7 protein-coding genes and 1 pseudogene are annotated in these 7,046 nt (G+C 73.3%); 5 read left to right on the top strand and 3 right to left on the bottom strand.

Going from position 1 to position 7,046, the window contains the following annotated elements; translation table 11 throughout:
* Positions 1-90: 90 nt before the first annotated feature.
* Positions 91-708, bottom strand: coding sequence for an RNA polymerase sigma factor (locus tag AB0F10_RS43090; RefSeq protein ID WP_360639713.1), 618 nt, complete (start codon positions 706-708; stop codon positions 91-93).
* A gap of 469 nt (positions 709-1,177) precedes the next feature.
* Between AB0F10_RS43090 and AB0F10_RS43085 the strand changes: the two genes are divergently transcribed.
* Positions 1,178-1,402 (top strand): hypothetical protein, encoded by a 225-nt coding sequence (locus tag AB0F10_RS43085; protein WP_360639719.1) that lies wholly within the window; start codon positions 1,178-1,180, stop codon positions 1,400-1,402.
* Between the two features lie 47 nt (positions 1,403-1,449).
* Here the strand turns inward: AB0F10_RS43085 and AB0F10_RS43080 are convergent, their stop codons facing one another.
* Positions 1,450-1,713: a hypothetical protein gene (locus AB0F10_RS43080; RefSeq protein ID WP_360639716.1), complete on the bottom strand. Its 264-nt coding sequence runs from the start codon at positions 1,711-1,713 to the stop codon at positions 1,450-1,452.
* 85 nt (positions 1,714-1,798) lie between these two features.
* Positions 1,799-2,383 (bottom strand): annotated as a pseudogene (locus tag AB0F10_RS43075) (serine hydrolase domain-containing protein); the annotation flags it as partial.
* Between the two features lie 285 nt (positions 2,384-2,668).
* Between AB0F10_RS43075 and AB0F10_RS43070 the strand changes: the two are divergent.
* From AB0F10_RS43070 to AB0F10_RS43055, 4 genes are read left to right on the top strand one after another with little or no spacing between them, the layout of a single operon-like run.
* On the top strand, positions 2,669-3,202 hold the full coding sequence (locus AB0F10_RS43070) for a GNAT family N-acetyltransferase (RefSeq protein ID WP_360639710.1): 534 nt from the start codon (positions 2,669-2,671) through the stop codon (positions 3,200-3,202).
* Positions 3,203-3,236: 34 nt separating this feature from the next.
* On the top strand, positions 3,237-4,037 hold the full coding sequence (locus AB0F10_RS43065) for a phosphotransferase (RefSeq protein WP_360639707.1): 801 nt from the start codon (positions 3,237-3,239) through the stop codon (positions 4,035-4,037).
* A gap of 53 nt (positions 4,038-4,090) precedes the next feature.
* On the top strand, positions 4,091-5,509 hold the full coding sequence (locus tag AB0F10_RS43060; protein WP_360639704.1) for a SpoIIE family protein phosphatase: 1,419 nt from the start codon (positions 4,091-4,093) through the stop codon (positions 5,507-5,509).
* Entirely contained in the window at positions 5,506-6,753 is a 1,248-nt protein-coding gene (locus AB0F10_RS43055) for an MFS transporter (protein WP_360639701.1), read from the top strand. The genes AB0F10_RS43060 and AB0F10_RS43055 overlap by 4 nt, the downstream gene beginning before the upstream one ends.
* Positions 6,754-7,046 lie beyond the last annotated feature (293 nt).

Here is a 7,046-nt window from a genome sequence, read left to right as displayed (position 1 = left end):
GCTGCAGCGCCACGCGGGCCCGCTCCCGCGCCTGCGGAGAGGGCTCCGCGCCGGGGTCGAAGGCCTCACGCAACATGCCGATCTCGTCCATCACGCCTCCATCTCGATGTCGGCGCCCAGCGCCTGTCGCATCGCCTGTCGCGCCCGGTGCAGCCGGGACCTGGCCGTGCCGGCGGGAATGCCCAGCGCCACCGCGGCCTCCTGCTGGTTGAGGCCCGCCCAGGCCACCAGCAACAGCACCGCGCGTACGGGCTCCGGCAACTCCTCGAGGGCCTCGGCGAGCCGGCCCCGCACGGCCGCCGCGTCGAGGCGCCCGGCGACCGCGCCGGCGTGGCCGTCGATCACCCCGTACTCGGCGCCGCGTTCGCCGGCGAGGTCCTGTCCCCCGGCCCGGGCGAGCGCCCGGTAGCGCCGCGACTCGGCGCGAACGTGTCGCGCGACCAGGTTCGAGGCGATCCCGAACAGCCACGGCCGCGCGTCGCCGTGCGCCGCGTCGTAGCTGTGCCGCCGGTCGAACGCGGTGAGAAAGGTTTCGGACGCCACGTCCTCGGCGAGGTCGGGCCCGAGCCGCCGGGCCACGTACGCGTAGATGGCCCGATGGTGCCGGTCGAAGATCGCCGTGAACCGCTCGGGTGCCCGTTTCGCCTGTTCGATCAGGCGCGCGTCGGGCTCCGAGTCCGTTACGTCCGGCGGGGTCACTGCCGCCACGTCACCACCGGGCCCCGTTTCGTCGTGCACTTCAGGTGCATCACACCAGTAGTTCGCCGCAACGCCGAAAAGTGTTCGCTGCGGCCGCGCGTACCAGATTCTCGGCGCCGGGCCCGTCACCCCTGTCGGTGACCGTTCCCGGGCGCCGCGGAGGTTAGGTTGCGCATCGGACAACGGCGTCGGATACGGGGCTGGGCATGGACGTGCATTCGCTGGCATCCGAATTCGCGCGGCGCGAGCGGTCGTACCTGTGGGAATTCACCGACCCGGAAACCGTCGCGGCCTAGCTGCTCGGCGAGTCGGACTGCTGGGATCGGCCTCACCCTGCGGATCGCCGCGTCCCCGATCGACGCGGCGCCGGCCGACGGCTTGCTCGACGCCGCGGAACCGGCCGAATGGGGAATCGAACGGCTACCGGACGCAGGCGCGGGATTCCGTCCGATACTTCTGCCCCAGCCTGCCCGCGGCCGTGCGGTTTCTGGCCGGGCCGTCGGTCTGGGTGTCGTCCCGGCTCATGTGCACGCGACTCGTGCTGGACGGGCGGTCGCCGCGCTCCCGCCACTACAGCGCGGCCCTCGGCGCGCAGGCGTGGGCCGCCGCCGAGGTGGTCTTCGCCGGCGGCGGCCCGGATGACGACGGCGAGCAGAGCGACGGATCGCGGGATCTTCATCGCGAGGCTCAGGCGATCCCGTGATCCGCGTGCCGCCCGAGGGGATCGCGACCTCGGGCGGCCCGCCGGTGTCAGTCGTCGATGGACTGGTAGAGCGTGGTCCAGAAGTCGTGGATGAGGCGGGCCGGGTCCGGGACGGACATGCCGACCTGGGTGAGCAGGATTCCGGTGAGCTGATTGTCCGGGTCGGCGTAGGTCGAGGTGCCGCTTCCGCCGTCCCAGCCGAACTGGCCGACGGGCGCGTAGTCGCCGCGGTAGGTGCGCACCGCCATCCCGAAGCCCCAGCCGCCGTGCTGCCCCTGGCCGTACGACACGTGGACGTTGCCGGTGGCCATGGCGTGCCAGGCGGCCTGCTGCCCGGGCGCGTTCGCGCAGGAACGCCTCGAGCGGCCGGCCGGTGACCCGGGCGACGAGCACGCCGAGCAGATCGTTGCTGATGTGGTACTGCCAGCGCTCTCCGGGCTGGTGCATCAGCGGGAGCGCCCCGAGGCGGCGCATCCACTCGTCCGGCTCGGGCATCGGCTCCGGCAGGTCGGGGGTGAGCCCCCGCTCGAAGACGGCGTTCATGATCGGCGTGCCCAGCGACGTCATGTCCATGCCGAGCCCGAATGTCGAGGTCAGCACGTCCCGCACGGTGATCGGCCGCCGGGCCGGCACGGTGTCGTCCAGCGGGCCGTCGATCCGCGCCAGCACCCGCCGGTCGGCGAGCTCGGGCAGCCACGGCTCCACCAGGTCGTCCAGCCGCAGCCGGCACTCGTCGAGCAGGATCATCGCCGCCGCGACGGTGACCGGCTTGGACGTCGAGGCCATCCGGAAGATGGTGTCCCGGCCCATCGGGGCGCCGCCGTCATGGCGCATCGTCCCGATCGCCTCGACGTGCGTCCCGGCGCCCCGGCCGACCAGGGCGACGAGCCCGGGTATCCGCCCGGACTCGACATGCCGTGCCAGCACGTCGTGCAATCTGCGCAGCCCTGCCTCGGAGAAGCCGCTGCCGCCCTGTCCCATCATGAAACCCCTTGCGTGCGGTGTTCGATCCGCGCGGCGCGTCTCCGCGTGGCGCCCATGGAACACACGATCGCCCCGGCCGTTCCGGCGAACAACGCGAAAGTTCGCACCGCCGGATAAGCCACCGATTATCGATCGAGGCCGCGCGGCCCAACGGTCGGGTTCGTTCGCGGCGGCGACACGACCGGTGGTGGCATGCGGGTCCGCCGGCCGTCCCCTAACGTGATGCGGGAACGATGTCGCCGCCATCGCCGGATGGGAGCCACCCGAATGACATTCGCCGCCATGAGTCTCGCCCCCGGTCTGCGGGTCCGCGAGCTCGAGGCGCGGGACGAGCCGGCCGTTTCTGATGTCTTCACCGCGTCGGAGGACTACTTCGTCGCGCTCACCGGCGACCGAGCGCTCTCGGGCGACGTGCAGAGCCTGTTCTACGCGGCTCCCGAGGGCGTGTCCCCCGACGCGAAGCTACTGCTCGTCGCCGAGCTGGACTGCGAGACGGTGGGAGTCATCGACGTGGTGCCCGGCCACCCCGGGCCGGACACGGCCTCCGTCGGGCTCTTCCTGCTGACGCCGGCGGCGCGCGGCCGGGGCGTCGGTTCGCGGATCGCCAGGGCATTGCTCGATGAGGCAAGGGCCCGGGAGATCCGCCGCGCCACGGTGACCACCCCGGCCGGCTGGGCGCCGGGCGCCGGGTTTCTCAGACATCTGGGGTTCGAGCTGGACGACACCGCCGCTGCCGCCGGCAGCGGCAACCGGGTCGTCGCGGGGGCCGAGCGGCAACTGGTCAGGGCGGTGCTGGAGATGCCGGAAGATCGGTGACGACTCCGTGCGATCCATTCTGGACGGAGGGGACGTGGGCGACGACACGCGGGACGACGAACAACCACTGCCGGGCGGTGCCTCCAACTACGGTCAGGTCGTCCGGATCGGCGACACCGTCAGACGGCCCCTGCGGGAGTATTCACCGGCGGTGCACACGCTGCTGCGGCACCTCGAGGCCGTCGGATTCACCGGCGCCCCCCGCCTGCTCGACATCGACGAGCAGGGCCGTGAGGTGCTCACCTACATCGAGGGCGTGGTGCCGCTCTTCCCGCCGCCGGCCTGGTCCCGGGCGCCGGCCGTGGCACAGGGAGTGGCCCGGCTCGTCGCGGAATACCACGAGGCGGTCCGCTCGTTCGCCCCGCCCGCCGACGCACCGTGGAACTCCCATGTCCTCCCGGGGTTCGCCGACTCGCCCCTGATCTGCCACAACGACCTGGTCCGCTCCAACGTCGTCTTCCGCGACGGCCGGGCCGTCGCCCTCATCGACTTCGACCGTGCCGCGCCGGCCAGGCCGGAGTGGGAGATCGGACTCGCCGTGCAGCAGTGGATCCCGCTGCGAGGCGAAGAGGATCCACCCGAGACCGCCGGGCCGCGTACGGCGGCTCGCATCCGGGCATTCTGCGACGCGTACGGGCTGGCCCCTGAAATCCGTCCCCGGGTGCTGGATGTCGTGCTTGCTTCCGAGGCTGCGGGGTACGAGGAGCTCAGGAGGCACGTCGACGCGGGCGATCCCGCCTATGTCGAGCTGTGGAACGGCGGGGCGGCAGAGCGCATCGAGCAGCGCCGCCACTGGCTGGCGAAGCATCACGACATGCTGCTCGACGCCCTCTGAGTGGTCCGAAGAGTCACGCGCAGCGAGAGCCGCGGAGTGAGAGGCAGGTATCGGTGCAGCAACCCGATGGCATTTTGCCCGCGGTATGGCAGTTCACCTCTCGGCCGGGTCTGATCGCCCCGGCCGAGCTGCGGGTGGTCTGGCCCACGGTGCCCGGCGAGAGTCTTGTCCGCCTCTGGGAGCAGGGCCTCGGCCCGGCACCCGGGGTCCTGCTCGCCGAGGTCCACCGGTTGACCGGCCTGCTGGCGGCCGACCACGCCGAGGGGCGACCGCTACTGGCGCCCTGGGGCCTGCTGTGGGCGGACGACACCCTGACCGCCGCCGTGGTCCCGGACGTGGGCGCCGCCGTGGCGGACTGGTCCGCACCGTTCCACGAGCCCGGTCCCGTCGGAGTGGGCCGTGACCTCTACATCCTGGGCGTGCTGCTGTTCCGGGGGTTCGCCGGGCGCTGGCCACGGTCGCGGCAGGACGCGCTCTCCGCGGCGGGCGTCCTCGGCGGGGAGTGGCCGCTCGGCGGCGACGTCGCCGTCCGGCTCTGCCTCAACGAGGACGAGGGCCGGCAGGCCCGCGACGCCGCGGAGTTCGGCCGGGCCGTCCGCCCGTTCCTGGAGGTCCCGGCGCCGCTGTCGCTGCCGGTGACCGCCGCGGTGGAGAGCATCACCGGCTGGCAGAAGGCGAAGGGCCGGCCCGGCGGTGACAACGAGGACGCCGCGGCCTGGTCGACGGTGGACGACACGGTGACCGCGATCGTGCTGGACGGCGTGACCGGCGCCGGTGACGGCGGTGGGCGGTGGGCGGCCACCCGGCTCGCCGACTGCGCCGAACTGGCCTGGAGCAGCAACGTCGTGGAGCCGGAAGAGGTTCTCGTCGCCGCCGCGCGCCAGATCGGCGAGCCGCCCGCCGAGCTTTTGCAGCGGCCCGCCGCGGTGGGCATCGCCGTCGCGGTGTCGCCCGGCGGCGACTGCCGGCTGGCCTCCGTCGGCGACTGCGTCGCCCTGCTCTGCCGCGACACCGGCGACGGTTACCGGGTGACCCGCCTGCTTCCCGAGGACTCCTGTCTGGCTCAGCGGCAACGCGGCGGGGAGCCGGTCGAGGACTCGGACCTCGGCGTCATCACCGCGGCGCTGGGCCTGTCACCGGACATCGACCCGCATCGCCGGTCGCTGTCCCTCGCCCCCGGCGACTACCTGCTGATCTGCAGTGACGGTGCCACCCACGCCGATACGACCGACGCCGGCCAGCGCGGCTGGCGCTTCCTCGACCTGCTCGAGGACATGGTCGCCGACGCGCCGCCGCCGGCCCTGCTGGTGTCCCGGCTCTGCCACCGCGCCGACGATCTGGGCGGCACCGACAACGCCACCGCGCTGGCGATCCGGGTGCCGCACCCGGCGGAGCCGGCGCCGTCGTGGCCGGTCCGGCCGGGCTCGCGCCTGCGCGACCTGCTCGAGGTGGCCCGCAAGGTCCTGCCGTGACGGCGACGGACCTCGGCGGGCGGGCAGGGCTCGGCCGGCGGTTCCGGGTCCTGTGGGCCTCGGCCGCCGCGTCGAACCTCGGCGACGGGGTACGGACGGTGGCGATGCCCCTGGCCGTGGCATCGGTGACCCGGGAACCTCGCGCGGTCGCCCTGGCGGTGGCCTCCACCCGGATCGCCTGGCTGGCCGCGCCGGTTTTCGGCGCCATGATCGACCGGATGGACCGGCGGCGGGTCATGCTGGTCGCCGACTCGGCCCGGGCCCTCGTGGTCGTCTGCCTTGCCGTCGCCCTGGCCATGGATCTCGCATCGCTGCCGCTCCTGCTCGCCGCCGGGCTGCTGCTCGGCGTCGGCGAGGTCTTCTTCGACACCGCGGCGCAGACCATGGTGCCGTCCGTGGTCGCCGACGAGAACCTGGAGCGGGCCAACTCCCGGCTGTTCGCCACGACCACGGTGACGAACCAGTTCCTCGGTCAGCCGCTCGGTGGATGGCTGGCCGGGATCGCCCTGGCCGCCCCGTTCGGGGTGGACGCGGTCGCGCTCGTCGTCTCGATCCTGCTGGTCCTCACCGTCCGTGGCCGGTTCCGGCCCGAGCTGCCGGCGGAGCTGGCGCAGGCCTCGCTATGGGTGGGGCTGCGCACCGCCCTCCTCTGGTGCCTGCGTGACCCGCTGATCCGGGTACTGATCCTGGCGGTGACGGTCTTCGGGCTCATGGAGGGCGTACTCTCCGGCACCCTGGTGTTGTTCGCCCTCGAGGAACTCGGGCTCTCCACCGCCGGATTCGGACTGCTGCTGACCATGGCGGCCACGGGAAGCGTGGCCGGCGCCGTCCTCGCCCCGCGGATCAGCCGGCGCATCGGTCCCAAGGCGGCGCTGCTGCTCTCGACCGGGATCGCCGGCGGTAGCTACGTCCTGCTCGGCCTCAGCGGTTCGCTCTGGCTCGCCGGGGTCTGGCTGGCGATCAACAGCGCGATGACGCTGTTGTGGAACGTGGTCACCGTCGCCGCCCGGCAGCGGGTCATCCCGGATCATCTGCTCGGCGCGGTGACCGCGGTGTACCGGATGGCCGCGTGGGGTGCCCTGCCGGTGGGCACGGTCATCGGCGGTGTCATCGCCGACGGCTTCGGCCTGCGCGCCCCGGCCGTGATCGCCGGCGTGGGAATCGCGCTCACCTCTGTCCTGGTGGCCGCGATTCCCCGGCGCAGGCTGGCCGAGGCGACCCAGGCCCGGCCTGATCAAGCGTGAAGGCGGCCCGGTCCGCGCCCGGCTGCCCCAGCACCCTCAGTTCCTCGCGCAGCGGCGTGTCCCGCACCTGCTCCGCGGCCGCACAGCGGCGCAACAGCAGCACGCTGTTCTGCCGGTGCTTGTGGGGCTCCACCAGGTTCAGCACCTCGAACCCCGCGGCCACACCGGCATCGGACAGCTGTCGCCGTACCTCGTTGGCCACCGCCCCCGGGCAGGGGGGCCGCGCGGCGCGCCGCCCCGCCGGGCCCCCCGCCCGCCCACCGCGCGCCGACCCACCGCCCGGGGAAACCCCC

The sequence above is a fragment of the Actinoplanes sp. NPDC026623 genome, assembly GCF_040638275.1.
Taxonomy (GTDB): Bacteria; Actinomycetota; Actinomycetes; order Mycobacteriales; family Micromonosporaceae; genus Actinoplanes.
This window is presented reverse-complemented; position numbering and strand designations above follow the sequence as displayed.